This is a genomic window from Paraburkholderia sp. J11-2 (assembly GCF_905220185.1).
Lineage (GTDB): Bacteria > Pseudomonadota > Gammaproteobacteria > Burkholderiales > Burkholderiaceae > Paraburkholderia.
This window is the reverse complement of the sequence record NZ_CAJMYY010000035.1, coordinates 43,785-68,006: the sequence shown is the minus strand read 5'-3', so window position 1 is coordinate 68,006 and position 24,222 is coordinate 43,785. Positions and strand designations below refer to the sequence as shown.

Genomic DNA, 24,222 nt, shown 5'->3' with positions numbered 1-24,222 from the left:
TGGCTCCTAAGGGAAGGGGATTCGAAAACGCCGCCGGCGTAGCGGTTCGCATGCAGCGGCACGCCGCGCGCGCCGCTTTGCGCCGAAGGCGAAGCTCAGTGTCCAGACTAGTGGCAAGGCGGCAAACCGCCCGTTGCTAAACCTCGACTTATGCTTTGGATCGGCGAGGGTTATGGAAGCGGCGGAACATGCGGCCAACGCGCGGCGCGCATCATTGCTCGTCGGCGATACAGACATCCTCGGGCGCGAGCGCGAGCGCTTTGGCGATGTCGCGTGACACCTGGCGCTCGAACGCGCGCTTGAGCAGATCGTAGAGATCGGCGGGCAGATGGCCGAGTTCGTTCTCGCGCGAGGCGAGAAAGAACGAACGGCTCAGGCCCTGGTAAGCCCGGCCGTGCCGCGAGAACGACGAAAGCGCGACCACGCGCAAATCGGGCACGTAATGGCGCGACTGCCACAGACACAGCGGCGTGGTCACCGCGAAGCCGAGACCGGCGGCCACGAGACTGAGCATCGGGTCGGTGGCGTCGAATTCGCAGGTGCGCTCGATGTTTTCGGCGTTGGCGGCGAGATAGGCATCGACGTGTTGGCCGATGACCGAACGCGCGCTGTAGCGGATGAGTTGAAGCTGGCGGCTGAGTTCCGTGAGCGTCGTGAAGCGGTCCACTTCGAAGCTGCGCGGCAGCACGACCACGTAGGGCTCCGAAAACAGCTTCTGGCGGCGAATGCCGGGCACCTGCGAAAGCTCGGTGGTCGTCACGGCCATGTCGAGCTGGCGCGCCTCGAGCTGCGCGTCGAGCGTGGGCGTGATGCCCGACCACAAACGGATTTGATGCGACGTGCCCGCGAGCGCCTTGATGATGATCGGGCCGATGGTGGCCGCAAACGAATCGACGCATCCGAGACGCACGACAACGCGCTTGGCGCGCGTGACGTTGCGCACGGCTTCGACCATCTGGTCAGCGCCTTGCAGCAGCACGGTGGCATGTTCGAACAGGCGTTGACCGGCGGCGGTAGGACGCGCGGGGCGCGTCGCGCGATCGAGCAACGTGGTGTCGAGGATGGTTTCGAGCGCCTTGATGCGTTGTGAGACGCCGGCTTGCGAGATCGCGAGGCGGCTTGCCGCGTCTGAAATCGAACCCGATTCGACGACGGCCACCCAGCTTGCGAGTAAATCCCAGTCTGGATACTGTTCAGGTGCGCTTTCTTTCATGGTCGCCTGCAACGTGACAGCACGAATGCTAACACGGTTGCCTGAGCGTAAATATTAGGGAATCGCGCGTTGCCGTTACTTTGGCAGCCGGTCGGCGTGGGTTGACGTTGCGTGCGACGGCGCGAGCGTTGGCGCGCGCGGAAAGCGTGCGAGCGCGCCCTCGAGCGCATCGAGCAGCGCACTGAGCGTGGCAACCGCTTCGGCGCCTTCTGCCTGCTCGCGCTCGTATTCGAGCGCTGCCCGCCAGCGGCCCGCGATCTCCATTTCGACGGCGTGGATGCCCTCGTCGGGCGCGCCGTAGTGCTGCGCCGCGAACACGTCCGCGACCTTGCCGTTCACGACCCACGAGCGGCCGTGCTCGCCAACCGTATCGGTGAGCGCGGACACGAGTTGACGGTCGCACGAACGGCCGCGATTGCTGCCGACGTTGCAGTCGAGCGCGCCGCTCTGGTTGCGGTAAGGCGAGAGCCAGTAGCTCGCGTGCGAAACGAGCAGCAGCACGTTGGCGTGAAGGCTGCGCAAGCGTTCGATTTCCGCCGCCACGGCCGCATGAAAGGGACGCCAGTACTGTTCGACGCGGGCTTCGACCTCGCGCTCGGAAGGCGGGTGCGAGTCGTCGTAGAGCGGCTCGCCGCGCGAAGTGTGCGTGCGGCACAGGCCGCTTCGGCTCAGGCGCAACGATAGCGGACGGCTTTCCGTTGCCACGTTGAAGTCGATGACGCAAGGATGGTAGCGCGCACTGATCGTCGTGATGCCGCGCTTCGCGGCGAGGGCTTCGAGGGCGAGGCCCGCCGGATCGGCCATACGTCCCTCGATGGCGGTCCATGACGCGCTGCTCAGCAACTCGCCCGGAATCCGGCTGCCGCTATGCGGCGTGACGATGACAAGCGGTGAATCGGCACGAAAAACGTGCCCGAAAGCCAGGCTCTGCATGTTCAATACCCTCGGGTTCGCTTGCGCGCGTGTTTCTCTGGCAGCGGCGCGCCGGCCTTGAGCGCGGCGCGCGTTGTCCTAAGGTAGCCGAACCCGTTGCGAAACGCCGGTGCCTAAGCGGCTCTTTTCCTAACCATAAGCACCGCTTACGCAAATACGCCGGCGTTCGCGCGTTTTAGAACCGGTGCCGCATCCCGACAATCGCCATGACCTGGTTTTGCGTGGTCGAAGCGGTGAGGAAGTTGATGTTCGCGACCGCCTTTTCCCCCGTGGAATCGGTGCCGGATGCGTGCTGGTAGACCGCGTCGACGTACAAATCGGTGCGCTTCGAGAGGAAGTAATCGGCGCCCATCACACCCTGGTGATATGTCGCGCCGTTCACGCCATAGCCCTTGGTGTAGTCGTAAGCCGCGCCCAGCAGCAGCGCAGGCGTGAGCTGATAGCGGAAGTTCGCCTCGACATTGTGGAATTTCGCGTCGCCGCCGGCTCCCGTGGCAGGCAGCCCGGCGAGCGCGCCGATGTCCTTGAACTGCGTGTTGCTGTACGTGACGCCGAAGGTCGCGGCTTCGTAGGTATATTGCGCGCCCGCGACGATAACCTGCTGCGTTTTCGCCGACGCATAACCGGAGTAGACGCGGCTCGACGTCATGTTCGACGCCGTGGTGCTCGAGGTCGAGTTGTTGCCGAAGTACGAGTAGTTCGGGTCCCTGGCGTTGAGGTACGACACGCCGAGCACCAGAGGCCCGCGCGTGTAGTTCGCGCCGAGCGACCAGATCTGGTTGCGGGTGAAGTCGCCCGCCACGCCGCCTAGGCTGTAAAGCCCGCCGAACGTGAAGCCGCCGTAGGAGAGGCTCTTGTACTTGATTGCGTTGTTCACGCGGTTGGTGCCGTTCAGGTTGTCGAGGTCGCCGGGATGCGCGCCAAAGTACGGCGACCACACGTTCGCCGCTTCGAACATGTACGTGAAGTCAGTGATCGAATCGTACTGGCGGCCGAGCGTGATCGTGCCGAGATTCGCCGACGACAGTCCCACGTAGGCCTGGCGTCCGAATTCGTCGCCGCCCTGGCCAAGCTTGCCGGTCGCCACGTTGAAACCGTTTTCGAGCACGAACAGCGCCTTGAGCCCGCCACCCAGGTCTTCGTTGCCGCGCAAGCCCCAGCGGCTGCCCTGGATATTGCCGCTGCTCATCTGATACTGGCTATGGCCGCCGGCATTGTTGGCATAGAGGACGCCGACATCGATCAATCCATATAGCGTGACGGAGCTTTGGGCGTGCGCAGCAGTAGTGAATGCGAGCGCAATAGCCGCTGCAAGAATGTGTTTTTGCATGTGAAGGTCTCTGCGGTTGAAAGAAGAACGAAGCCGGCGAAGCCGTTGGCGACGCCATGCGCTCGCAGAGTAGGTAGGTCAAAAAAATCGGCCGCGAAACGATCGGCGGATCTTATTCAGATAATAAGAGGGGGTGATATTCGCGTGACAGCATGCAATGACGGGCGATCTTCGGCTCTCGTGCTTGCGCGCGTGAGCATCACGGGCCGTTAATTTCTTTATCACGTTTCGTGATTGATTTCGCGTGCGGCCGCATTCTGGATGACGCTGACCGACTCTGGCGATACACGCCGCGGCCGTGCTTCGCTTGAACGAATCGTGGCGTCATTGATCGAGGGACGTGCGCCCTGCGCATCTGCTTTACGGACGGTAAGAATGAGAGAAGCACAAGGTGACGCCAGCACGCTATTGCTGCAAGAACCGCCATACGATCGCACGGGCAGCGCAGAATCGAACCTTCCTCTCGACACGCCCGGTCACGCCGCGCCACTACCGGCCGCTGCCTCGCAAACCCCCAGCGAATACCGAACCCTTGCGGGACTGCTGCTCGGCGCGGGCTTTCTGATTCTCGGCAATGGGCTGTTCCAGACGCTGATTCCGCTGCGTCTCGTGCGCCACGGCGAATCCACGCTCATGGTGGGACTCATCCAGTCGTGCTACTACCTTGGCTTTTTGCTCGGCGCATTTACCGCGCGACGTTTAATCGACCGGTTTGGCCAGCATCGGGTCTTTATCGCCTTCGCCGCGTTGGCCGCGATTCTCACGCAAGCGTTCGGAGCGTTCGACTCGGCACCGACGCTCGCGTTGATTCGTCTCGCGACCGGCTTCGCTTTCATGGGCCTGTTTTCGTCTATCGAAAGCTGGATTCAGGGCACGGCGTCGAATGCCAATAGAGGGCGCATATTCGGCACCTACTCCACCGTCAACTATTTCTCGCTGTGCGCGGGGCAATTATTGCTGAATATCGGCAGCCCGGGCGCTACAACCGGATTTGCGCTTGCCTCTGGACTTTTCTCAGCGGCGATCATTCCTGTGGCGTTGCTGTCAGGCTGGCCCAGGACGGCGAATAGCGGCGCGATTGAACCGTTGCGAGGGCATAGCTGGATCGAGGTCCTGCGAGCGTTGACCCGTGCGACGTCGCTTGCGGTGCCGGGCTGCATTCTCGCGGGGTTTCTCTACAGCAGCTTTTTTTCGTTGATGCCCGTCTTTCTTGTGCGTTCCGGCTTCGCCACGACCAATCTTTCGCTATTCATGGGCGTCTGTTTACTCGGCGCGTTGTTTACGCAGCGGCCGATAGGGCGGCTTTCCGACCGTTATGCGCGGCGTGTGCTCGTGTTCCGGATAGCGTTGCTATCGGCGGCGCTGAGCGTGGCGCTCGTCGTATTTCACGAAGGTGCGTTTCTCTGGATTGGCGCCATTGCGTATGTGGCCGTGACGTTCACGCAGTATGGACTTGTCGCGGGCGACACCAATGACCGTATCGATCCGCAATTGCGTGTGGCGATCTCTTCGCTGTTGCTGGTGCTGTTCTCATTGGGCGGCATGACAGGGCCTGCCATCGCATCCATGTTCATGACCGTGCTGGGCGCGAAGGGCCTTTTCGCTTTCAATGCATTTTCGTGCCTGGTACTGGCGTGGGCTGCGAAAGGCAGTCGCAAAACAATGCGCTAAGTGAACTTAGGGCGGTGCCCACCGCAAAGCGACAATTTGCGCTCAGCCCGGCCTCTCGCCGCCAAGATCGACTGTGCTCACAAAGTCCTCCGTCACGCGAGGCAGCGTGCGGCCGCGCTTCTTGACGAGCGCGATCGGGCGCACGAATGCCGGATCGTCAATCGGCCTAGTGACGAGGCCGCGCTCGGCATGCACTTCACGCGCCGATTCCGGTAGAACCGAAATCCCCAGGCCGCCGCGCACCATCGCAACGGCGGTCATCATGTACATCGGCTCGCACGCGATATCGGGCGTGCAACGCGAGTTCGACAGCGCGGCATCCACCACCGCGCGCACGCTGGTTCCCGGCGCGGTCAGCACGAGCGGCATCGAAGCGAAGTCGTCCACCGTCACCGTGCGCTTGCGGGCAAGCGGGTGGGTCTTCGGACACACGATCACGAGCCGGTCCTCGCCTGTCTGCAGAACATCGAGCGTCGCATCGACGCTGTGGCCGCCCGTCAGGCCAATATCGACCTCTTCATTGCGCACAAGTGCGTTGACGGCGCTCGCGACGACATCGCGAACCTGAAAGCGCGCCTGTGGCACGCGTAGACGAAACGCCTGAATGAGTTCGGGGAGCGCGCTGGCCGCGAAGGTCGGCAGACACGCGAGCCGCACCGTGCCGCTCGAACCGTCGCCCAAGGCGCGCGCATCCCGCAGGGCCTGCTCCATGTCACTGAGCGATCGCGTCAGGATAGGCAGCAATTCGCGTCCCGTTTGCGTCAGTGCGACGCTGCGGCTGTTGCGATCGAACAGTCGCGCACCCACGGTTTCTTCCAGACGCCGAATCTGCACGGTCAGCGCGGGCTGCGACAAATGCAGCCGGGCCGCCGCGCGCGTGAAGTTGCCCGCGTGCGCCACGGTCACGAAAGCTCGAATGTCGCGGAGATTGAGATCCATAACGAACTGTGATTGCTGCGATCAATTCATTTCAATTGCGTTATTGCACCGCCGAACTTACGCTGGTCCGCACTAAAAGACAAGACTGGAGACACAACATGCTGCCTTTGCTGGGGCTCGTGACGATCGTGGTGTTGCTGGCCGCGATTCTTTCAAAACGCATGTCGCCGCTCGTCGCGCTCATCATCGTGCCGATCGCCGCGTCGCTGATTGGCGGATTCGGCTTGCAGACGAGCAAATTCGTTGTCGACGGATTGAAGAGCCTCGCGCCCGTCGTCGGCATGTTCGTGTTCGCGATTCTCTATTTCGGCACGATTACGGACGCGGGCACGCTCGATCCGATCATCGACCGCATCCTGCGCACGGTCGGCACCAAGCCGACGCGTATCGTGGTGGGCACGACGCTGCTCGCGCTGCTCATACACCTCGACGGCTCGGGCGCCGTGTGCTTTCTCGTCACGATCCCCGCGATGCTGCCGCTGTACGAGCGCCTGAACATGGACAAGCGCGTGCTCGCGGCGGCCGTTTCGATGGCGGCGGGCATCAACTTCCTGCCATGGACGGGGCCGATGATCCGCGCATCGGCGTCGCTGCATCTGCCTATTTCCGCGCTGTTCAACCCGCTGATTCCGGTGCAGGCAATCGGCCTCGTATTCGTGTTCAGCATGGCCTGGTGGCTCGGCTGGCGCGAGGAGAAGCGCCTCGGTTATTCGTCTGCGAACGGCGCTGTGCCGGTGCCCAAACGCGAACTCACGCCCGAGGAGCAAGCGCTGCGCCGCCCGCAGAACTTCTGGTTCAACATCGTGCTGACGATCATCGTGCTCGGCACGATGGTCGTGATGGGCGAGAAGATTCCGCCCGCGATCATGTTCATGGTGGGCCTGTGCATCGCGCTGATGGTGAATTACCCGAACGTCGACATGCAGCGAAAGCGCATCGACGCCCATGCGCGCGCCGCGCTGATGATGGCGGGCATCCTGCTTGCAGCCGGTGTGTTTACCGGCATCATGCAGGGCAGCGGCATGCTCAAGGCGATGGCGCAAGCGGCGGTCGGCTTCGTGCCGCCATCGTTTGCGGGGCAGATTCCGGTTGCGCTCGGCGTGCTGTCGATGCCGCTCTCGATGCTGTTCGACCCCGATTCGTTTTATTTCGGCGTGCTACCGGTTATCGCCGAAGTCGCGTCGCAGCTGGGCGTGCCGGCGGTGCACATCGGCCAGGCCGCGCTGCTCGGCCAGATGACTACCGGTTTTCCCGTGAGTCCGCTCACGCCCGCGACGTTTCTGGTCGTCGGCCTGTGCGGCATCGATCTAGCCGATCATCAGAAGTTCACGTTCCCGCTGCTGTTTGGCGCATCGATCGTCATGACGATCGCGTGCGTCGTGCTGGGCGTGTTTGCGTTGTAAACAGGAGTCGTTGACGTCATGAACCGGACCGAATCACCCAAACGCGTACGCATAGGCGCGGGCGCTGGCTACTCGGGCGATCGCATCGAGCCCGCTGTCGAACTCGCGGAGCACGGCGCGCTGGACTACCTCGTATTCGAATGCCTCGCGGAACGTACGGTCGCGATCGCCCAGCAGACGCGCCGCCACCATCCCGAACTTGGCTACGATCCGCTGCTCGAAGCGCGCATGCGCGCCGTACTGCCGGTCGCCGTGAGCCAGCGCGTGCGCATCATCTCGAACATGGGCGCCGCCAATCCGCGCGCTGCGGCGATCAAGACCGCGCAAATTGCGCAGGAACTTGGCCTGAGCGGACTGAAGATTGCGGCCGTCACCGGCGACGATGTGCTCGATGTCGTCCTGCAATCCCAACTGCGCTTCGAGGAGTCCGGCGACGATGTGAGCCGCTACACGGACCGCATCGTCTCGGCGAATGCGTATCTCGGCGCGGCGCCGATTGTCGAAGCGCTCGCGGCGGGCGCGGATATCGTGCTGACGGGGCGCGTCGCGGACCCGTCGCTGTTCGCGGCGCCGCTCATTCACGAGTTCGGCTGGCGCATGGACGACTGGAACACGCTCGGGCAGGCGACGGTCGTCGGCCATTTGCTCGAATGTGCGGGGCAGGTGACGGGCGGTTACTTCGCCGATCCCGGCGTCAAGGACGTAGCGAATCTCGCGCGGCTAGGTTTTCCGATTGGCGAGGTGAGTGCCGATGGAAGCGTCGTCGTCACGAAGGTGCCGCATGCGGGCGGGCGCGTGACCGAGGCGACATGCAAGGAGCAATTGCTCTACGAGATTCACGATCCACAACGCTACTTTCAACCCGATGTCGTCGCAGACTTCTCCGAGGTTCGCGTCGCACAGGAGGCACATGACCGCGTGCGCGTGACAGGCGGACGCGGCAGCGCTCGAACCGGCACGCTGAAGGTGTCGGTCGCGTATGTCGACGGCTACATCGGAGAGGGGCAGATTTCCTATGGCGGGCCGGGTGCGCTCGCGCGTGCGCGGCTTGCGCTCGACATCGTGCGGGAGCGTCTGGCGATCACGGGCGTCGAGACGAGTGAACTGCGCTTCGACCTGATCGGCGTGAATGCGCTTTATGGCGATGCCCTTGCGGCCCATCATGAAGAACCGTACGAAGTGCGCGTTCGCGTGGCGGGGCGCGCGGCGAACGCAAAGGAAGCGGCGCGCATCGGCAACGAGGTCGAAACGCTCTACACCAACGGGCCTGCGGGCGGCGGCGGCGTCACCAAATCGACGCGCGAGGTGCTCGCCGTGCAGTCCGTGCTGCTGCCGCGCGAACAGGTGAGTGCGGCTTTCCAATTTGTCGAGGCAAGCGATGAAACTGCGTGAACTGGCCCACGGCCGCACCGGCGACAAAGGCAATACGCTGAATATTTCGGTGATCTGTTTTGACGCGAAGCACTACGCCCATCTGCGCAACGTCCTCACGCCGGAGCGCGTCAAGGCTCACCTCGCCGACGTGGTCAAGGGCGACGTCGTGCGCTATGAACTGCCGCTTCTCGGCGCATTCAATTTCGTGCTCGGCAACGCGCTCGGCGGAGGCGTCACGCGCTCGCTGGCGCTCGACGCGCATGGCAAGTCGATGAGCATGGCGCTCCTCGATATCGAAGTGGACGACCTTCCCGAGTGAGCGAAAGGAGGCGCGCCCGTCGAGAGACGGGGCGCCTCCCTTTGAAACGGGCTCAAACGAGCCGCTTAAGGGTTCACCCCAATGTCGATTCGCGCGTCAAAATTTGTATGATGACCCGATGACATGGCGAATCTGATGATATGTTCGAGAAAATTCCCACGCGGGCGCTGAGCGACACCGTCGCGCAACAACTGCTCGCCCAGATCGACAAAGGCACGTTCGCGCGCGGCGGCAAGCTGCCGACCGAAGCCGTGCTCGCTCAGGAGTTCGGCGTGAGCCGCACGGTAATCCGGGAGGCCATTTCGCGCTTGAAGAACGAGGGCGTGGTCGAGCCGCGCCAGGGCAGCGGCGTCTACGTATCGGCGCATGGCGCGATCCGGCCGCTGCGCATCGACTATGCGGAAGCGATGGAAGGCGGCTCGGTCCTGCAGATTCTCGCGGTGCGCCGCGCGATCGAAGCCGAAGTCGCGGCGGAAGCCGCGATGCGCCGCACCGATGCCGACATGATGGCCATCGACGCCGCGCTCAAGAGGATCGATGAAGCCGTCGCCGAGGGCCGCGACGGCGTTGCCGAAGACGTCGCGTTTCACCGGGCGATTGCCACCGTAACGGGCAACCCGTACTTCCTGAAGACGCTGACGTTTCTCAATCAATACCTTGAAGCGGGCACGGTCGTCACGCGCCGCAACGAGGCGCTGCGCGAAGACTTCTCGCGTCAGGTGCGCGACGAACACGCAGCGATCGCCGCGGCAATCCGCGCAGGCGACCCCATGGCGGCGCGCAACGCCGCGCAAACCCACATGTACAACGCGGCGCGCCGTTTGGCCGAAGCCGGTATCTGCTGATTTGCAGACGCGTTCGCCAGCGCCATGCGCGGCGCGCTGTCTGCTGCATTGTTCGTAGAGGAAAGGGTATGTCGAGAAATGTCGGAGTGATCGGTCTGGGTGCGATGGGCATGGGTGTCGCACGTTCGCTGCTGCGCGGCGGCTTCAATGTCCATGCGTGCGATGTGCGCCGCGAAGTGCTCGACCAGTTCGTCGCCGACGGCGGCACGGCTTGCGCGAATCCTGCCGAGCTTGGCGCGCAGTGCGACGTGGTCGTCACGCTCGTCGTGAATGCCGCGCAAACGGAAACGGTGCTGTTCGGCGAGCACGGCGCGGTCAAGTCGATGAAGCCGGGCGGCGTGGTGATTGCGTGCGCAACGGTTGCGCCGGACTTCGCCATTGACCTCGGCCGTCGCGTGGAAGCGGCCGGCCTGCACATGCTCGATGCCCCCGTGTCGGGCGGCGCGGCGCGCGCCGCGTCGGGCGAAATGACCATGATGACGTCCGGCCCCGCTGCCGCGTATGCCGCGTGCGAGGACGTGCTCGCCGCGATGGCGGGCAAGGTGTATCGGCTGGGCGAGCAGCACGGCGCGGGCTCGAAGGTGAAAATCATCAACCAGTTGCTCGCGGGCGTGCACATCGCCGCCGCCGCCGAGGCGATGGCGCTGGGTCTTCGCGAAGGCGTGGATCCCGACGCGCTCTACGACGTGATCACGCATAGCGCCGGCAACTCGTGGATGTTCGAGAACCGCGTGCCGCACATTCTCAACGGCGACTACACGCCGCTGTCGGCCGTCGACATCTTCGTGAAGGATCTCGGCCTCGTGCTCGATACCGCGCGACGCTCGAAGTTTCCGCTGCCGCTCTCGGCGGCCGCGCATCAGATGTTCATGATGGCCTCGACGGCGGGCCACGGCGGCGAAGACGATTCCGCCGTCATCAAGATTTTCCCGGGCATCGATGTCCCGGCGAAGCGGTAAGCGAGAAGGGCGCAACGACATGACGAACCTGAACGCCTCCGCCAGCAAGCCGCTGCTCGGCTGCATCGCCGACGACTTCACGGGCGCGACCGATCTCGCGAACATGCTGGTGCGCGGCGGCATGCGCACCGTGCAGACGATCGGCGTGCCCGCCGCCGACACGCGCATCGAAGCCGATGCGCTCGTGGTCGCGCTGAAGTCGCGCACGATCGATGCCGCCGACGCCGTGGCGCAGTCGCTGGCCGCGCTCGAATGGCTGCGCGCGCAAGGCTGCCGCCAGTTCTTCTTCAAGTACTGCTCGACCTTCGATTCGACGGATAAAGGCAACATTGGGCCCGTGGCCGACGCGCTGCTCGACGCGCTGTCGCGCATCGACGGAACCGCGCCATTCACGATCGCTTGCCCCGCGTTTCCGGAAAACGGCCGCACGATTTATCGCGGGCATCTGTTCGTCGGCGACGTGCTGCTGAACGAGTCGGGCATGGAGCATCATCCGCTCACGCCGATGACGGACGCGAACCTCGTGCGCGTGCTGCAACGGCAGACGCACTCGAAAGTCGGCCTCGTACGCTATGACGCGGTGGCGCAGGGCGCACAAGCCGTACGGGCTTCAATCGACACGTTGCGCGCCGACGGCGTGCGCATGGCGATTGCCGATGCGGTCTCCGACGCCGATCTCTACACGCTCGGCGAAGCCTGCGCGGACCTGCCGCTGATCACGGGCGGCTCGGGCGTCGCGCTCGGTCTGCCCGCGAATTTCCGCCGCGCCGGTTTGCTCGCCGATGCCGCCAACGCAGGCGAGCTGCCGCGTATCGACGGCGCGTCGGCAGTGCTGGCGGGCAGTGCGTCGAAGGCGACGAATGCCCAGGTGGCCGCCTGGCGCGAAACGCGCCCCGCGTTCCGCATCGATCCGCTCGCGGCGGCGCGCGGCGAGCCTGTCGTCGAACACGCGCTGGCCTTTGCACGCGAGCACATGAACGCCGCGCAGCCGCAACCCGTGCTGATCTACGCAACGGCGTCGCCCGACGAAGTGAAGGCGACGCAGCGCGAACTCGGCGTCGCGCAGGCGGGCGAACTGGTCGAGCGCACACTCGCATCGATTGCGCGCGGTCTGCGCGATCTCGGCGTGCGCAAGTTCGTTGTCGCCGGTGGCGAGACCTCGGGCGCAGTGGTGCAGGCGCTGGGCGTCGACATGCTGCGCATCGGCAAGCAGATCGATCCGGGCGTGCCCGCCACCGCCACGATAGGCGGGGAGCCGCTTGCGCTCGCGCTCAAATCCGGCAACTTCGGCGCGGTCGACTTCTTCGCGAAGGCGCTGCGTCAGCTTGACGGAGACGCGCAATGACGGCAGCCATTCACACGAGCGGCGAAGCCCGCGTCCGCGAAGAAATCTGCGTGACGGGCGCAAGCCTGTACGCGCGCGGTTACACGGTCGGCAGCGCGGGCAACATCAGCGCGCGGCTCGACGACGGCTGGCTCATCACGCCGACCGACGCCTGCCTCGGCCGGCTCGATCCGGCGGAGATCGCGAAGGTCGACCTGAATGGCAACGCGGTTTCGGGCGGCAAGCCATCGAAAACGCTGGCGCTGCATCGCGGCGTGTACGAGCGTAACCGCGAAGCGCGCGGTATCGTGCACACGCATTCCACGCACCTGGTCGCGCTCACGCTCGCAGGCGTCTGGAACGACGCCGACGTGCTGCCGCCCATCACGCCGTACTACGTGATGAAAGTCGGCCACATTCCGCTGATTCGCTACCGCCGTCCCGGCGATCCGCAAGTCGCGCAACAAATCGCCTCGCTCGCAGAAAGCGTGCGCGGCGTGCTGCTCGAACGGCTCGGGCCGGTCGTTTGGGAGCGCTCCGTTTCGCAGGCTTCGTACGTGATCGAAGAACTCGAAGAGACGGCGCGCTTGTGGCTGATGACGAACCCGCGTCCCGCGCCGCTCAGCGACACCGCGCTCGAGGAGTTGCGCACGGTCTTCGGCGCGCGCTGGTAGCGCGTTCGAGCCCATCGAGCTTGCCGCGCACCCACGCGCACGCTCCGTATTACCCACCTTAGACAGAAAGCCGGAGGGCCGTCCGACGCAACGAGGACGGCCTGTAACCAGCGCCACCCCGAAGGAGACAACGCATGACAAGCTATCAGGCGGCATCCGTTCGCCCTGCATCCACCGCCGCCGCAGCCGGGCAACCCGGCGCGGCCGAAATCGAACGCACCTATGGCAAGGTGTTCTGGCGCATCGTGCCATTTTTGATGCTGTGCTACGTGGTCGCGTATCTGGACCGCGTCAACGTGGGCTTTGCAAAGCTGCAGATGTCGCAGGACCTCGCGTTCAGCGAGACGGTATTCGGTCTCGGCGCGGGTGTGTTCTTCGTCGGTTACTTTCTCTTCGAGCTGCCCAGCAACATCCTGATGCACCGGCTCGGCGCACGCATCTGGATTGCGCGCATCATGATCACGTGGGGCCTGCTTTCCGCCGTGTTCGTATTCGTTCGGACTCCAACGCAGTTCTACGTGCTGCGCTTCCTGCTCGGTCTTGCCGAAGCCGGTTTCTATCCGGGCGTCATTCTGTATCTCACGTACTGGTTCCCGTCGCATCGCCGCGCGAAAATCATCGCGGTGTTCATGTCGGCGATTCCGGTTTCGGGCATTTTCGGCAATCCGTTGTCGGGCTGGATCATGCAGACCTTCGACTCCCATCACGGCTTCGCGGGCTGGCAATGGATGTTCCTGATCGAAGCGGTACCCGCGATCGCCATTGGTATCGCGACGATCCTGTATCTCGACAACGGCATCGCCGGCGCGAAATGGCTGACGCCGCGCGAAAAGCAACTGCTCGCCGATGAAATCGCCGCGCAGCCGCAGGAAGAGGCGAAGTCGCATTCGATTGGCGCGGTGTTCCGCGACCCGCGCACGTGGTGGATGTCGCTGATCTATTTCGCGTTCGTCACGGGCCAGTACGGGCTCACGTTCTGGATGCCGACGCTCGTGAAGTCGACGGGCGTGACGGGCGCGTTCGAAATCGGCCTGCTGAGCGCGATTCCGTTTCTCGTTGCCATTGTCGTGATGAATGTCATGGGCCACAGCGCGGACAAGCGCCGCGAGCGCCGCTGGCATCTGATCGGGCCGGCGCTTGCGGGCGCGGTCGGCTTCACGGTCGCGGCTTCGTTCGCGAACAACACGGCCGTGTCGATTGTGTTCCTGTCGATCGCGGCTGCGGGCGTGTTGACCTGCGCGCCGCTCTTCTGGTCGCTGCCCACGGCGTTCATGTCCGGCGCGACGGCGGCGGCGGGCATCGCGATCATCAATTCGATCGGCAATCTGGCGGGCTTCGCAAGCCCGTACATGATCGGCTATCTTAAGGATCTCACGCACAGCACGCAGTCCGGCATGTATGTGCTGGCCGCCATGCTCGTGATCGGCGCGCTCGCCGTCTGGCTGACGCCCGCGCGGCTCGTGAACCGCTAAACACGCGTATTTAAGGAGTTGCTTCGATGCCACGCTTCGCCGCCAATCTGTCGATGATGTACAACGAACACGCGTTCCTCGATCGTTTCGCCGCCGCCGCACGCGACGGTTTCGAGGCCGTGGAGTTTCTGTTCCCCTATGAGTTTCCAGCCGCCGACATCAAGGCGCGGCTGACTGAAAACGGCCTCACGCAGGCGCTTTTCAACGCGCCGCCGGGCGACTGGGCGGCAGGCGAGCGCGGCATCGCGTCGTTGCCGGGCCGCGAAGACGAGTTTCGCCGCAGCGTCGATACGGCACTCGACTACGCGCGCGTGCTCGGCAACGACAAGCTGCACGTGATGGCCGGTTTGATCAAGCCGGAGCAGTCGCGCGCCGCGCACCGCGACGTGTATCTGAAGAATCTCGCGCATGCGGCGAAGGCGGCCGAAGCGGACGGCATCACCGTCGTTATCGAGCCGATCAATACGCGCGACATTCCCGGCTTCTTTCTGAACCGGCAAGACGACGCGCAGGCGATCTGCGCGGAAGTCGGCGCACCGAACCTGAAAGTGCAGTTCGATCTGTACCACTGCCAGATCGTCGAAGGCGATCTCGCCGTCAAGCTCAAGCGCGACATGAAGGGCATCGGGCATATCCAGATCGCAGGCGTGCCCGAGCGGCACGAGCCGGATATCGGCGAAGTGAACTACCCGTATCTGTTCTCGCTGATCGACGCACTCGGCTACGAGGGCTGGATCGGCTGCGAATACCGGCCGCGCGCGGGCACGTCGCAAGGGCTCGGATGGATCCGGCCGTATGTGAAGGCGCGCGCCTGAGCGCATTCGAAAGACACACTGAGGAACCACAGCAACATGAAAGTACTGATCACGGGCGGAGCGGGATTTCTCGGCCAGCGTCTCGCGCGCGAACTGCTGGCGCGCGGCGAACTAACGGGCGCGCACGGACAGCGCGAGCCGATCACCGAACTGGTGTTGCTCGACGTCGTCGCGGCGCCGGGTCCGAACGACGCGCGCGTGCGTGTCGAAGTCGGCGACATTGCCGAGCGCAGCGTGCTCGAACGTCTGATCGACGACAGGACGGCAGCGATTTTTCATCTCGCGGCGATCGTTAGCGGCCAGGCGGAAGCGGACTTCGATCTCGGCATGCGCATCAATCTCGACGCGTCGCGCCTGCTGCTCGACGTGTGCCGCGAGCGTGGGCATCGGCCGCGTGTGGTGTTCACGAGTTCGGTCGCCGTCTATGGCGGCGATCTGCCCGATGTCGTGCTCGATGAAACCGCGTTGAATCCGCAGTCGTCGTATGGCGCGCAAAAGGCCGTCGCCGAGTTGCTGCTCAACGACTTCTCGCGGCGCGGTTTCGTCGATGGCCGCGTGCTGCGCCTGCCGACCATCAGCGTGCGGCCGGGCAAGCCGAATGCGGCGGCGTCCTCGTTTGCCAGCGGCATCATTCGCGAGCCGCTGAACGGGCAGCCGGCCGTGTGCCCGGTGGGCGGCTCGACGCGGCTGTGGCTGCTGTCGCCGCGCAAGGCGATCGAATGCCTGACCGCGGGCTGCGAGATCGACGGCGCGGCGCTCGGCAACCGGCGCACGGTGAACCTGCCGGGCGTGTCGGTGACGGTCGACGAGATGATCGCCGCCCTGCGCGAAGTGGCGGGCGAAGCCGTCGCGGCACGGATCGAATGGCAGGCGGACGAGCGTGTCGAGAAGATTGTCGGCAGCTGGCCCGCGCAATGGGACATCGCGCGCGCAACGCAGCTCGGCCTGCAAGGCGATGCGTCGTTCAAGGATATCGTCCGCGCGTTCGTCGACGATGAACTCGGTGGGAAGATTCCGCAGCATTGATGACGCGCGCTTGTCGCGCAGGAAATAGCACACGCCGCCGTCGCAGACCTGAGTGTTTGCGACGGCGGCGTTTTGTCATTTCCTTGTAATGATTGGGTAACGGCCCTGTTAGCGCACACTGCTTAGACTGCAAGCATGCCCGGCTGGTATAAGGGCGCAAACGAGCACAGAATCAGTGACACGCGCATCAACGTGCAGGGATCGGACGCCATGAAAATCCTCGTCATCGAAGACGAAGCGAAGACCAGCGAGTACATCCAGAACGGCTTGACGGAAGCCGGTTACGTGGTGGACGTCGCCACGAACGGCATCGACGGCCTGCACCTTGCGCAGGAAATGGGCTACGACCTGATCCTGCTCGACGTGATGATGCCGGAGATGGACGGCTGGACCGTCATGAAGAAGCTCGGCGCACGCACCAAAACGCCGGTGTTGTTCCTGAGCGCGCGCGGCACGCTCGAAGACCGCCTGAAGGGCCTCGATCTCGGCGCCGACGATTATCTCGTCAAGCCATTCTCGTTTGCCGAGCTGCTCGCACGCATCCGCATCATATTGCGGCGCGGTCAGCCGCAAAAACCGGATGAACAGGTCTTCGAAGTCGGGGATCTGCGCGTGGATGTGCCGAAGCGGCGCGTCGACCGGGGCGGCGTGCGCCTTACGCTCACCAACAAGGAATTCAACCTGCTGGCGTTCTTTCTGGAGCATCAAGGCCAGGTGCTCTCGCGCGCCCTGATCGCTTCGCGCGTGTGGGACATGAATTTCGACAGCGATAGCAACGTGGTCGATGTCGCGGTGCGCCGGCTGCGGCAGAAGATCGACGACCCTTTCACCGTTCGCCTGATTCATACGATACACGGTGTGGGGTACCGTTTCGAGTACGAAGCATGATGCGGCTTTCGCTCACCACGCGCCTTGCGTTGTTGTACGCACTCATCGTATTTACGGCGATGGCTTTGCTCGGCGCTTTGCTATACCGCGGCCTGGAGCAGCAACTGAGTGTGCGCGACGACGCGGCGCTGGTGACGCGGGTGGACCAGCTTCGCACGCTCATGAACGATGTCGACGTGCGCGAGCTGATTCGGGACAAGCCTCATCTCTTCGCGAACATGCTCGGCAATACGGAATCGCTGCTGATCGTGGGCTTTCCGGGTGAGGCGCCGCTCATTACGGTGAATCCGGGGCACAGGGCGGTGCCCGACGTGACGCCTGTGCCGGTGGACGCGCCACTCACGCTCGGCGCCGTCCGCCATACGCTTGCGGCCGATGGAACGCCGTTCATCTACGTCGCCGCCGCGGCGCACGACGCAGCCGGGAAGCAGGATCTGCAGATCCTCTCAGGCCGCCTGCTGACCGAGCGCACGCTGTTGTTGCGGGCCTACCGCAACCGGATACTGCTATTCGCCTCCGCTGGCGCGACCATCGCCGCCTTGCTCGCTTTCGTCGTCGCGCGCCGCAATATGCAGCCATTGCGCGTGCTCGCCGCGCAAACCGGGGCGATCGGCATCAGCACGCTGTCGACGCGCATCGAGCAGCGCGCTGCGCCCCCCGAACTCGACGCCCTGATCGCCGCGTTCAACGGCATGCTCGACCGGCTCGAACGCGGGTTCACGCAGTTAAAGCAAGTGTCGGCGGACATGGCGCACGACCTGCGCACGCCAATTGGCAACCTGTTGGGGCAGACCGAAGTCGGCCTGAGCCAGACGCGCGACACCGTGTACTACCAGCGGTTGCTCGGCTCGAATTACGAGGAACTGCAGCGCCTGTCGAAGATGATCGACAACATGCTTTTTCTGGCGCGCACCGAGCAGGCCGACAACGCTATCGAGCGCAAGGCGTTGCCGCTCGCCGTGGAATTCGAGCGTATGCAGGAGTACTTCGAAGGTCTCGCGGAGGACCGCAACGTGAGCCTCGAGTGGCGCGGCGAGGGCGACGTGTGCGCGGACCCGGATCTGCTGCGCCGCGCGCTGGGGAATTTGCTTGCGAATGCCTTGCGGTATGCGGAACCGGGCTCGGCAATCTCGACCGTGGCGGATCAGGGACCGGAGGCCACGACGCTGCATGTCGAGAACCGCGGGCCGACGATCGAGCCGCATCATCTCGAACGGATTTTCGATCGCTTCTACCGGGCCGATCCGTCGCGACATCGCTCATCGGAGTCGAGCGGGCTCGGGCTTTCGATCGTGCGCAGCATCATGCAGCTGCACGGCGGCGCGTGGCGCGCGTCGAGCAGCAACGGCGTGACGCGCTTTACGCTCGTGTTCCCGCGGCAGCGCGAGCAGCGGGGCCGATAAGCACCCCATGGGCGGCGGTGCGGCAAACCGCGCTATGATGGGCTGCCTTGAATCGGGAATGCGGGACGCAACCCATCGGTGCGCGCATGGGTTGTTCGTACGAGTGGAATTCAGCATGTATTCCAGTCACGAAGCATCGAATAAGCGATGAAACAACGTACATGGCCCAGATGCGCTGTCGTTTGTTCATGCCTGGCTTTCATGCCGCTTGCGGGTTGCGTGGCCCGCGGCGCGCCGTCCTGGTCGCTCTTCGGCGCGTACTTTCCGTACTGGCTCGTGAGCGCCGTGATCGGCGTCGTGGGCGCGATCGTCGCGCATCGCGTGTTCGTCGGGACCGGCTGGGTTCGCCGGGTGCCGTACCAGCTTTCCGTGTGTACCTCGATCGGCATCGTCGTCGGGGTGCTGGCCTGGCTGTGGGGAACGGGGCAGCTCTGACATGAAAATGGCCGGCCAGAATCCTCGACATGCATGGAAGGGCCGCGCCATAGCGGCCGTGATCGTCCTGCTCGGCGCGGCGGCACTCTGGTACGCGTACGATCGCTCGTCGCGCGATCCGTCCACCGACGACGCGTCCATCGACGCGGACGTCGTTCACGTCGCGTCGCCCGTGGGCGGCCGGATCATCCGCGTTCCCGTGGAGGAGAACCAGCATGTCGCGAAAGGCGACGTGCTGTTCGAAATCGACCCGGTGCCGTACCGGCTCGGCGTTGCGCAGGCGCAGGCCGAAGTCGAACTGGCGCGCGCCTCGCTCGCCACGCGCCGCCGCACGCTGATCGGCGAAACATCGAACGCGACCATCGCAGCCGACCAGACCCGCCGCGCCACGCACAACTACGACCTCGCGACGCGCAGCGTCGACCGGCTGCGTCCGCTCGCAGCGCAAGGCTATGTTTCAGCACAGCAGCTCGACCAGGCGGTTGTGGCGCAGCGCGATGCGAGCGTTTCGCTCGCGCAGGCGCAGGTGCAACAGCGCGCTTCTGCGCAGACGATAGGCGACGACGCCGACGCCATAGCGGCCCTGCATGCGCGCGAGGCCGCGCTCGCGATCGCCCAGCGCGCGCTCGACGACACGGTCGTGCGCGCGCCGTTCGACGGCTACGTGGCAGGCCTGACGATCCTCGCGGGCGAGACGGTCGCGCCGAACCAGTCCATCTTCACGCTGGTGCATTCGGGCGAATGGTTCGCGGTGGCGAATTTTCGCGAGACGGCGCTCGGTGCGATCGAAGTCGGCGACTGCGCGACCGTGTACTCGATGATCGACCGAAAGCAGCCGATGAGCGGCAAGGTGATCGGCATCGGCGCCGGGATCCTGGACACGGACCGCGTGAACCTGCCGCGCAGCCTGCCGTACGTGCAGCAGTCGGTGAACTGGGTGCGCGTGGCCCAACGTTTTCCGGTTCGCGTGCGCATCGACGCGCCGGTCAACAAGCTGGTGCGCATTGGCGCCAGCGCGATTGTCGAGGTCCGGCATGGCCAGTCTTGCCGGTGACATCAGGCGGCCCGGTCCGCGGGAAATCGCGAAGCTGCTCGCGCCGTTTCCGGGGCGCGCCGCGATCGTCACGCGCATTGCGCTGATCTGCGCGCTCACGGTGCTCGTGACGACCGGCTACGCCACGCCCGATGCCGCGACTTCCGTGTATATCGTGTTCTTCCTGAACCGGCCCGACCGTATGACGAGCATCGTCATGTCGTTCGCCTTGATGCTGATCGTGACGGTGATCATCGGCATCGTGATGATCTTCGCAATCCTCACCATCGACCAGCCGCCGCTGCGGGTCGCGAGCATGGCGCTGCTCTCGTTCGGACTGCTATTCGCCACCTCGGCGAGCAAGCTACGGCCAATCGGCGCCATTCTTGCGATGATCGTCGGCTTCGGGCTCGACGAGCTTGGCCTCGCGCCGGTCGGCGAAGCGGCCACGCGCGGCCTGTTGTACGCGTGGCTGATGGTCGCAATTCCGATTGGCGTGGCGATCGTCGTGAACCTCGTGAGCGCGCCGTCGCCGCGCCGGCTCGCCACCTCGCAGCTTGCGCGGCGCCTGAAGCTCGCCGCGCGCCGCCTCACGGACGCGGCGACGGACGAGGAGCGCGCCGCATTCGAAGCGTGCATGCGCGAGGGCGATCATCAGATCCTCGCGTGGCTCAAGCTCTCGAAACTCGAAGGCACGTTGGCGCCGGCCGACGCTGCGCCGCTGCGCCAGGCAGCGGCGTCCACAACGGCGATTCTGGTCGCAACGGAATTCGCGGCGAGCGAACCCGGCGCGCGTCTGCCCGACGCGTGCGCGGCGCAGCTTGCCGAAACGATGACGCAGATGGCCGCGATGCTCGAAGCGGGCGGCTACCCTGTGGACGTCACGCTCGATGTGCCAAACGTGCCTGAGGCAACCGCGCTACAGGCGCTCGTGCTCGCCGACCTGCGCGCCGCGCTGGAGGGCTTCGCGGTGCCGTCTGCTGAGGCCGCCGCGGCGCCGGTTCCTGCGCCTGCTCAGGAGAAAACCGCCGGACCGCCCGCGCGCGGCGGCTTTTTCGACGCCGATGCCTTTTCGAATCCCGATCACGTCCGCTATGCGCTGAAGACCACGGCGGCGGCGATGTTCTGCTATGTGCTGTATCAGCAGCTCGACTGGCAAGGCATTCATACGTGCTTCATCACCTGCTATATGGTCTCGCTCAACACCACGGCCGAGACCGTCGAGAAGTCGACACTGCGGATCACGGGCTGTCTCATTGGCGCTTTGCTCGGCACGGCGGCGATCGTGTTCGTGACGCCGCGTCTCACCTCGGCGGGCGAATTGATGGCGCTGGTGTTCGCAGGCGCGTGGCTCGCCGCATGGGTGGCGATGGGGTCGGCGCGGATCTCGTACGCGGGCATGCAGATCGCGTTTGCGTTCTTTCTGTGCGTGATCCAGGGCGCGGCGCCCGCGTTCGACCTCACGCTCGCACGCGACCGCGTGATCGGCATCCTGATCGGCAACGTCGTGATCTATCTGGTCTTTACGCGCGTCTGGCCCGTGAGCATCGCGAGCCGCATCGACGCAACGCTCAAGGCGCTCGTTGCGCAGTGGACCCGCATCGCGCAGGCAACGGACGCCCGGACGCGCAGCGCGCTCGCGGGCGGTGCGCTGGCCCAGTACGGCGGACTGCGCCAGGATCTCGGCCTGATTCACTACGAGCCATCGTGGGTGCGCCCCGAGCCCGACTGGGTGGCGAGCCGGCGGCGCGCGCTCGCGGAGCTCGAGGCGCTGGAGGCGCCGCTGGTCCTCGCGGCAGGACGGGCGGGCGCAGCGCGGCTGGGTGAAATCGCACAGCGTCTCGCACCGGGCGACGACGCGCACTTGCAGGCCCCACAGCATGCCGCCGAGGCCGCAAAGGACCGCACGGCCGACCCCGCACTCGATGCACTCCACAACGTTATCGCGAAGCGATTTGGACAGATCGCCGACATCGCGCGCCCAGCTTCGGACGGGGAGACGACGACCGATGCGCGCCCCTGAACCGATGCCCCGGCTTGTCGCGTTGACTGCCACGTTGGCTGCCGCGTTGGCTATCTCGGGCCTCGAGGGCTGCGCGACGTCGTCGATCGATCTCGCGCCGCCCGCGGCGGACCGAGCGTGGCAGCCGCAGACGGACGCCGACGGCAGCATCGTGCCCGGCCCGCCACGTAACGCCAGCGACGCGGCGCAGGCTGGCTACACGTTGCCGCGCAGCGCCGCGCTGGCCTCGATCGAACCCGCCGCGGCGTTCGATGCGAACCACGCGTACACGCTGCCCGAGCTGATCGATCTCGCGGAGTCCACGAACCCGCTCACGCGCATCGCCTGGAACGACGCACGCAACGCGGCGCTCGCGGCGGGCGTTGCGAAGACCGCGTATTTGCCGCAGCTTACCGCCACCGCCATGGGCGGCTACGAGGCGGCGAGCGGCGCGACGTCGACGCCGCTGCTCGGCAACACCTCGACCAGCTCGAACATTCACGGCACCGTTTCGGTGCTGTCACTGCAATGGCTGCTATTCGATTTCGGTGGCCGGCGCGCGCGCCTCGACGCGGCGAAGCAGCTTTCCCTGGCGGCGAACGTCGCGTTCACGTCGGTTCACCAGCACGTGATCCACGAGGTGAGCATCGCGTACTACGCCTACGAAGCCGCCAGCACGAGGGAGCAAACCGCGCAGCAGGCGCTCGACAACGCGGACGGCATTCTCAGCGCCGCGCGCGCCCGGCGAAAGCAGGGCGTGGGCACGGTGGTCGAGGTCGCACAGGCCACGCAGAACCGCGCACAAGCCAATCTGCTGAAGGTGCAGGCCGACGGCGCCGTGAGCGACAGCTATCTGAGCCTCGTCTCCGCGCTCGGCATTTCGCCGTTGTCGAAACCTCAGATCGCTGCGTTGCCGGCACGCACGCTCACGCCGGCGCTGCATCAGAGCGTCGACGAAATCGTCGCCGATGCGATTGCGCGGCGGCCGGACGTGCAGGGCGCCTACGCGCTGGAGGAGGCCAACCAGGCGAAGATCCGCGCCGCCGAATCGGCGTTCATGCCGAAGATATTTCTCTCCGCCGCGGCCGCATACGGTACCGGCACGACGTCGATCACCGCGATTCCGCCGGTTGGCGATCAGGCGGCCACGGTGAACCTGAACGGCAGCCGCCGCAGCGGCAGCATCTTCCTCGGCGTGACGATTCCCTTATACGACGGCGGCTTGCGTTCCGCCGTGCTGATGCAGGCGCGCAACGACGCGGACAGTGCGTCTGCGCAGCTGACCCATACGAAGCAGGAAGCCGTCAGGCAGATCGTGGCCGCGCAGAACGGGCTTTCGACGAGCCTCGCGTCGAACGACGCCGCGAAGGCGCTGGTCGAAGCCGCGCAGACGACCTACGACGCGGCATTCTCCGCGTACCGGCACGGCGTCGGCACCATTACCGACGCGCTCCTCACGCAGAACCAGCTGCTCGCCGCGCAGAACGCGTATGCGGACAGCTACAGCGCCGCGCTTTCCGCTGCCGCGACGCTCGCCCTGGCAACGGGCGAGATCGGTGCGCCGTCACTGGAGGGTGCACCGCCTCATTAGGTACAGCGCGCCCGCCGGCTCAACTACCGAAAAAGACCGAGCAAAAGCTGGCTGGGCCAACACAGTCGGACTGTGAAGGCATACGCGTGCGCGAGCCAGCAGCCGAGGTACTCGCCATCGATACGCCACCCATATCGGTTTGCGCGGAATTTTGTGCGTATTGGCCCGCTGCGACCTTGGCCTCGGCTGCCTGAATGTCGGCCGGATAGTTGATGTCGTCGCCGCGGCCCGGGCTGTATCCGGCTTGCTCGACGCGCACGAGGTCCGCACGGACTTCTGCGCGGGTGAGGGGTTGGGCGGACTGCGCGAAGCTATAGGCCGGAACGGCGACGGCGGAAGCCGCAACGAGAACGCTGAGAAGAAGCTTGGACATGATCAATACTCCTATGTACCTGAAAAGCGGATGAGTCGGGAAAGAAGGCCGCAGCATCGACTGTGCATGGACGCGAAGACAGGCTTAGGAGGGACAACTTGAAACTTGGCTAAGCGAGGCAAAGCGTGACTGCGTGGTTGCAGTGTAGGGAGGCGCCTCGATCGGCAGGGTTACCGAGTCGTTACAAGAAAATAACAAGC

General features: G+C 64.9%; 22 protein-coding genes. 17 read left to right on the top strand and 5 right to left on the bottom strand.

The features are described from left to right. Positions 1 to 211 precede the first annotated feature (211 nt). From U5A57_RS35320 to U5A57_RS35310, 3 genes are all read right to left on the bottom strand, one after another. On the bottom strand, positions 212 to 1,213 hold the full coding sequence (locus U5A57_RS35320; protein ID WP_321916307.1) for a LysR family transcriptional regulator: 1,002 nt from the start codon (positions 1,211 to 1,213) through the stop codon (positions 212 to 214). A gap of 75 nt (positions 1,214 to 1,288) precedes the next feature. Continuing rightward, on the bottom strand, positions 1,289 to 2,146 hold the full coding sequence (locus U5A57_RS35315) for an N-formylglutamate amidohydrolase (RefSeq protein WP_321916306.1): 858 nt from the start codon (positions 2,144 to 2,146) through the stop codon (positions 1,289 to 1,291). 175 nt (positions 2,147 to 2,321) lie between these two features. Then, positions 2,322 to 3,476 carry a porin gene (locus tag U5A57_RS35310; protein WP_321916304.1) on the bottom strand — a complete coding sequence of 385 codons (1,155 nt, stop codon included), beginning with the start codon at positions 3,474 to 3,476 and terminating at the stop codon, positions 2,322 to 2,324. Between the two features lie 375 nt (positions 3,477 to 3,851). On the opposite strand from U5A57_RS35310, the gene U5A57_RS35305 reads away from it, so the two are divergent. Next, the gene (locus U5A57_RS35305; protein WP_321916303.1) at positions 3,852 to 5,147 is read left to right on the top strand and encodes an MFS transporter; all 1,296 of its coding nucleotides are present in this window, start codon (positions 3,852 to 3,854) and stop codon (positions 5,145 to 5,147) included. A gap of 42 nt (positions 5,148 to 5,189) precedes the next feature. Here the strand turns inward: U5A57_RS35305 and U5A57_RS35300 are convergent, their stop codons facing one another. Then, positions 5,190 to 6,086 (bottom strand): LysR family transcriptional regulator, encoded by an 897-nt coding sequence (locus U5A57_RS35300; RefSeq protein ID WP_321916301.1) that lies wholly within the window; start codon positions 6,084 to 6,086, stop codon positions 5,190 to 5,192. A 98-nt stretch (positions 6,087 to 6,184) separates the two neighbouring features. On the opposite strand from U5A57_RS35300, the gene U5A57_RS35295 reads away from it, so the two are divergent. The 16 genes from U5A57_RS35295 to U5A57_RS35220 all read left to right on the top strand — a co-directional run bounded on the left by U5A57_RS35295 (position 6,185) and on the right by U5A57_RS35220 (position 23,649). Beyond that, positions 6,185 to 7,489 (top strand): citrate:proton symporter, encoded by a 1,305-nt coding sequence (locus U5A57_RS35295; protein ID WP_321916299.1) that lies wholly within the window; start codon positions 6,185 to 6,187, stop codon positions 7,487 to 7,489. An 18-nt stretch (positions 7,490 to 7,507) separates the two neighbouring features. Then, positions 7,508 to 8,881, top strand: coding sequence for an acyclic terpene utilization AtuA family protein (locus tag U5A57_RS35290; RefSeq protein ID WP_321916298.1), 1,374 nt, complete (start codon positions 7,508 to 7,510; stop codon positions 8,879 to 8,881). Then, positions 8,868 to 9,182: a hypothetical protein gene (locus U5A57_RS35285; RefSeq protein ID WP_321916297.1), complete on the top strand. Its 315-nt coding sequence runs from the start codon at positions 8,868 to 8,870 to the stop codon at positions 9,180 to 9,182. Before U5A57_RS35290 ends, U5A57_RS35285 begins: the two co-directional genes overlap by 14 nt. A 140-nt stretch (positions 9,183 to 9,322) precedes the next feature. Next, the gene (locus tag U5A57_RS35280; RefSeq protein ID WP_321916296.1) at positions 9,323 to 10,027 is read left to right on the top strand and encodes a FadR/GntR family transcriptional regulator; all 705 of its coding nucleotides are present in this window, start codon (positions 9,323 to 9,325) and stop codon (positions 10,025 to 10,027) included. Positions 10,028 to 10,095: 68 nt separating this feature from the next. Beyond that, positions 10,096 to 10,986 (top strand): L-threonate dehydrogenase, encoded by an 891-nt coding sequence (gene ltnD / locus U5A57_RS35275; protein ID WP_321916294.1) that lies wholly within the window; start codon positions 10,096 to 10,098, stop codon positions 10,984 to 10,986. A 28-nt stretch (positions 10,987 to 11,014) separates the two neighbouring features. Next, positions 11,015 to 12,331, top strand: coding sequence for a 3-oxo-tetronate kinase (otnK, locus tag U5A57_RS35270; protein ID WP_321916339.1), 1,317 nt, complete (start codon positions 11,015 to 11,017; stop codon positions 12,329 to 12,331). Beyond that, a complete protein-coding gene (locus U5A57_RS35265; protein WP_321916293.1) occupies positions 12,328 to 12,984 on the top strand; it encodes an aldolase in 657 nt (218 codons plus the stop codon). The genes otnK and U5A57_RS35265 overlap by 4 nt, the downstream gene beginning before the upstream one ends. A 134-nt stretch (positions 12,985 to 13,118) precedes the next feature. Continuing rightward, positions 13,119 to 14,456, top strand: a complete 1,338-nt coding sequence (locus U5A57_RS35260) for an MFS transporter (RefSeq protein ID WP_321916292.1) — start codon at positions 13,119 to 13,121, stop codon at positions 14,454 to 14,456. A 26-nt stretch (positions 14,457 to 14,482) separates the two neighbouring features. Beyond that, positions 14,483 to 15,271, top strand: a complete 789-nt coding sequence (gene otnI / locus U5A57_RS35255; protein WP_321916291.1) for a 2-oxo-tetronate isomerase — start codon at positions 14,483 to 14,485, stop codon at positions 15,269 to 15,271. A 36-nt stretch (positions 15,272 to 15,307) separates the two neighbouring features. Beyond that, positions 15,308 to 16,297 carry a D-erythronate dehydrogenase gene (denD, locus tag U5A57_RS35250; protein WP_321916290.1) on the top strand — a complete coding sequence of 330 codons (990 nt, stop codon included), beginning with the start codon at positions 15,308 to 15,310 and terminating at the stop codon, positions 16,295 to 16,297. Between the two features lie 210 nt (positions 16,298 to 16,507). Further along, positions 16,508 to 17,185, top strand: a complete 678-nt coding sequence (locus tag U5A57_RS35245; protein ID WP_321916289.1) for a heavy metal response regulator transcription factor — start codon at positions 16,508 to 16,510, stop codon at positions 17,183 to 17,185. Then, a complete protein-coding gene (locus tag U5A57_RS35240) occupies positions 17,182 to 18,588 on the top strand; it encodes a heavy metal sensor histidine kinase (protein ID WP_321916288.1) in 1,407 nt (468 codons plus the stop codon). The genes U5A57_RS35245 and U5A57_RS35240 overlap by 4 nt, the downstream gene beginning before the upstream one ends. Before the next feature lie 201 nt (positions 18,589 to 18,789). Next, on the top strand, positions 18,790 to 19,023 hold the full coding sequence (locus U5A57_RS35235) for a hypothetical protein (protein WP_415766357.1): 234 nt from the start codon (positions 18,790 to 18,792) through the stop codon (positions 19,021 to 19,023). Position 19,024: 1 nt separating this feature from the next. After that, positions 19,025 to 20,077, top strand: coding sequence for a multidrug transporter subunit MdtN (mdtN, locus tag U5A57_RS35230; RefSeq protein ID WP_321916286.1), 1,053 nt, complete (start codon positions 19,025 to 19,027; stop codon positions 20,075 to 20,077). After that, a complete protein-coding gene (locus tag U5A57_RS35225) occupies positions 20,058 to 22,079 on the top strand; it encodes an FUSC family protein (protein ID WP_321916285.1) in 2,022 nt (673 codons plus the stop codon). Before mdtN ends, U5A57_RS35225 begins: the two co-directional genes overlap by 20 nt. Continuing rightward, positions 22,066 to 23,649 (top strand): TolC family protein, encoded by a 1,584-nt coding sequence (locus U5A57_RS35220; protein WP_321916284.1) that lies wholly within the window; start codon positions 22,066 to 22,068, stop codon positions 23,647 to 23,649. The genes U5A57_RS35225 and U5A57_RS35220 overlap by 14 nt, the downstream gene beginning before the upstream one ends. Before the next feature lie 19 nt (positions 23,650 to 23,668). Here the strand turns inward: U5A57_RS35220 and U5A57_RS35215 are convergent, their stop codons facing one another. Further along, positions 23,669 to 24,022, bottom strand: coding sequence for a DUF4148 domain-containing protein (locus U5A57_RS35215; RefSeq protein WP_321916283.1), 354 nt, complete (start codon positions 24,020 to 24,022; stop codon positions 23,669 to 23,671). Between the last annotated feature and the right edge of the window lie 200 nt (positions 24,023 to 24,222).

What these genes read in the sequence shown, in the direction of transcription:
- U5A57_RS35320 (WP_321916307.1), bottom strand. Translation starts at nt 1,213, where the DNA reads ATGAAAGAAAGCGCACCTGAACAGTATCCAGACTGGGATTTACTCGCA.
- U5A57_RS35315 (WP_321916306.1), bottom strand. Translation starts at nt 2,146, where the DNA reads ATGCAGAGCCTGGCTTTCGGGCACGTTTTTCGTGCCGATTCACCGCTT.
- U5A57_RS35310 (WP_321916304.1), bottom strand. Translation starts at nt 3,476, where the DNA reads ATGCAAAAACACATTCTTGCAGCGGCTATTGCGCTCGCATTCACTACT.
- U5A57_RS35305 (WP_321916303.1), top strand. Translation starts at nt 3,852, where the DNA reads ATGAGAGAAGCACAAGGTGACGCCAGCACGCTATTGCTGCAAGAACCG.
- U5A57_RS35300 (WP_321916301.1), bottom strand. Translation starts at nt 6,086, where the DNA reads ATGGATCTCAATCTCCGCGACATTCGAGCTTTCGTGACCGTGGCGCAC.
- U5A57_RS35295 (WP_321916299.1), top strand. Translation starts at nt 6,185, where the DNA reads ATGCTGCCTTTGCTGGGGCTCGTGACGATCGTGGTGTTGCTGGCCGCG.
- U5A57_RS35290 (WP_321916298.1), top strand. Translation starts at nt 7,508, where the DNA reads ATGAACCGGACCGAATCACCCAAACGCGTACGCATAGGCGCGGGCGCT.
- U5A57_RS35285 (WP_321916297.1), top strand. Translation starts at nt 8,868, where the DNA reads ATGAAACTGCGTGAACTGGCCCACGGCCGCACCGGCGACAAAGGCAAT.
- U5A57_RS35280 (WP_321916296.1), top strand. Translation starts at nt 9,323, where the DNA reads ATGTTCGAGAAAATTCCCACGCGGGCGCTGAGCGACACCGTCGCGCAA.
- ltnD (WP_321916294.1), top strand. Translation starts at nt 10,096, where the DNA reads ATGTCGAGAAATGTCGGAGTGATCGGTCTGGGTGCGATGGGCATGGGT.
- U5A57_RS35265 (WP_321916293.1), top strand. Translation starts at nt 12,328, where the DNA reads ATGACGGCAGCCATTCACACGAGCGGCGAAGCCCGCGTCCGCGAAGAA.
- U5A57_RS35260 (WP_321916292.1), top strand. Translation starts at nt 13,119, where the DNA reads ATGACAAGCTATCAGGCGGCATCCGTTCGCCCTGCATCCACCGCCGCC.
- otnI (WP_321916291.1), top strand. Translation starts at nt 14,483, where the DNA reads ATGCCACGCTTCGCCGCCAATCTGTCGATGATGTACAACGAACACGCG.
- denD (WP_321916290.1), top strand. Translation starts at nt 15,308, where the DNA reads ATGAAAGTACTGATCACGGGCGGAGCGGGATTTCTCGGCCAGCGTCTC.
- U5A57_RS35245 (WP_321916289.1), top strand. Translation starts at nt 16,508, where the DNA reads ATGAAAATCCTCGTCATCGAAGACGAAGCGAAGACCAGCGAGTACATC.
- U5A57_RS35240 (WP_321916288.1), top strand. Translation starts at nt 17,182, where the DNA reads ATGATGCGGCTTTCGCTCACCACGCGCCTTGCGTTGTTGTACGCACTC.
- U5A57_RS35235 (WP_415766357.1), top strand. Translation starts at nt 18,790, where the DNA reads ATGCCGCTTGCGGGTTGCGTGGCCCGCGGCGCGCCGTCCTGGTCGCTC.
- mdtN (WP_321916286.1), top strand. Translation starts at nt 19,025, where the DNA reads ATGAAAATGGCCGGCCAGAATCCTCGACATGCATGGAAGGGCCGCGCC.
- U5A57_RS35225 (WP_321916285.1), top strand. Translation starts at nt 20,058, where the DNA reads ATGGCCAGTCTTGCCGGTGACATCAGGCGGCCCGGTCCGCGGGAAATC.
- U5A57_RS35220 (WP_321916284.1), top strand. Translation starts at nt 22,066, where the DNA reads ATGCGCGCCCCTGAACCGATGCCCCGGCTTGTCGCGTTGACTGCCACG.
- U5A57_RS35215 (WP_321916283.1), bottom strand. Translation starts at nt 24,022, where the DNA reads ATGTCCAAGCTTCTTCTCAGCGTTCTCGTTGCGGCTTCCGCCGTCGCC.